The organism is Rhizobium sp. CAU 1783, assembly GCF_054551725.1.
Genome location: NZ_JBTOLM010000011.1, coordinates 1 through 1,585, shown reverse-complemented (window position 1 = coordinate 1,585; position 1,585 = coordinate 1). Strand labels below are relative to the sequence as shown.

The 1,585-nt window shown below is 66.7% G+C and carries 2 protein-coding genes; both read left to right on the top strand.

The window, feature by feature from the left end; all coding sequences use genetic code 11:
• The coding region (locus ACX93L_RS21690; protein ID WP_459406783.1) for an SDR family oxidoreductase at positions 1 to 725 on the top strand (725 nt) is incomplete at its 5' end.
• A 26-nt stretch (positions 726 to 751) separates the two neighbouring features.
• On the top strand, positions 752 to 1,585 hold an 834-nt coding region (locus ACX93L_RS21685; RefSeq protein WP_459406782.1), incomplete at its 3' end, for a fumarylacetoacetate hydrolase family protein.

The following is a 1,585-nucleotide window of genomic DNA, read 5'->3' as shown; positions in this document are numbered from 1 at the left end:
AAAACAAACGAGTCGTCGTGACGGCCGCCGGCCAGGGGATCGGTCGTGCGAGCGCGCTTGCCTTTGCGGCGGCCGGTGCGCGGGTGCTGGCGACCGACATCAACGAGGCGGCGCTCGGAGAGCTTGCGGGGCAAGGCGGCGGTTCGATCGAGACCGCGCGGCTCGACGTGCTGGACGAGGCGATGGTGAAGGACGTGCTCGGCCGCTTCGGCGATGTCGACGTGCTGTTCAACTGCGCCGGCATCGTGCATGGCGGCACGGTCCTGGACATGGCCGACAAGGATCTCGACTTCGCCTTCGACCTCAATGTCCGTGCCATGATCCGCACCATCCGCGCCGTGCTGCCCGGCATGATCGCCCGCGGCGATGGTTCGATCATCAACATGGCCTCCGTCGCCTCCTCGGTGAAGGGCGTGCCGAACCGCTGCGCCTATACCGTCACCAAGGCCGCCGTGGTCGGGCTCACCAAGTCGATCGCCGCCGACTACGTGACACAAGGTATCCGCTGCAACGCGATTTGCCCCGGCACGGTCGAAAGCCCGTCGCTGCAGGAGCGCATGAGGGCCCAGGGCGACTATGACGCGGCGCGCGCCGCCTTCATCGCCCGCCAGCCGATGGGGCGCCTCGGCACGCCGGAAGAGATCGCCGATCTCGCCGTCTACATCGCCGGCGCCACCTATACCTCCGGCCAGGCCTTCGCCATCGACGGCGGCTGGACGATCTAATCCTCTTTCCGAAAGGACATACCCCCATGAAACTGATGCGCGTCGGCCAGCCCGGCCAGGAAAAGCCCGCCCTCCTCGACAGGCATGGCAAGATCCGTGACCTCTCCGCCCATGTGAGCGACATCGGCGGCGCGGCGATCTCGCCGGAAGGACTTGAAAAGATCGCCGCCCTCGACCCGGCCTCGCTGCCGGAACTGTCGGCCGACGAGCGCATCGGTCCTTGCGTTGCCGGCACCGGCAAGTTCATCTGCATCGGGCTCAACTATTCCGACCACGCCGCCGAAAGCGGCATGGCGGTGCCGCCGGAGCCGGTCATCTTCATGAAGGCGACCTCGGCGATCTGCGGCCCGAACGACGACGTGCTGATCCCGCGCGGTTCGGAAAAGACCGACTGGGAGGTCGAGCTCGGCGTGGTCATCGGCAAGACCGCGAAATATGTCTCCGAGGCCGAGGCGCTCGACTACGTCGCCGGCTACTGCGTCTCGCACGACGTCTCGGAGCGCGCCTTCCAGACCGAGCGCGCCGGCCAGTGGACCAAGGGCAAGTCCTGCGACACGTTTGGCCCGATCGGCCCCTGGCTGGTCACGAAGGACGAGGTCGCCGATCCGCAGGCGCTTTCGATGTGGCTGAAGGTCAATGGCGAGACCATGCAGGACGGCACCTCCTCGACCATGGTCTACGGCATCGCCCACCTCGTCTCCTATCTCAGCCAGTTCATGAGCCTGCATCCCGGCGACGTCATCTCCACTGGTACGCCCCCCGGCGTCGGAATGGGCATGAAGCCGCCCCGCTACCTCAAAGCCGGCGACACCGTCGAACTCGGAATCCAGGGCCTCGGTGCGCAGAAGCAGACGTTCAGG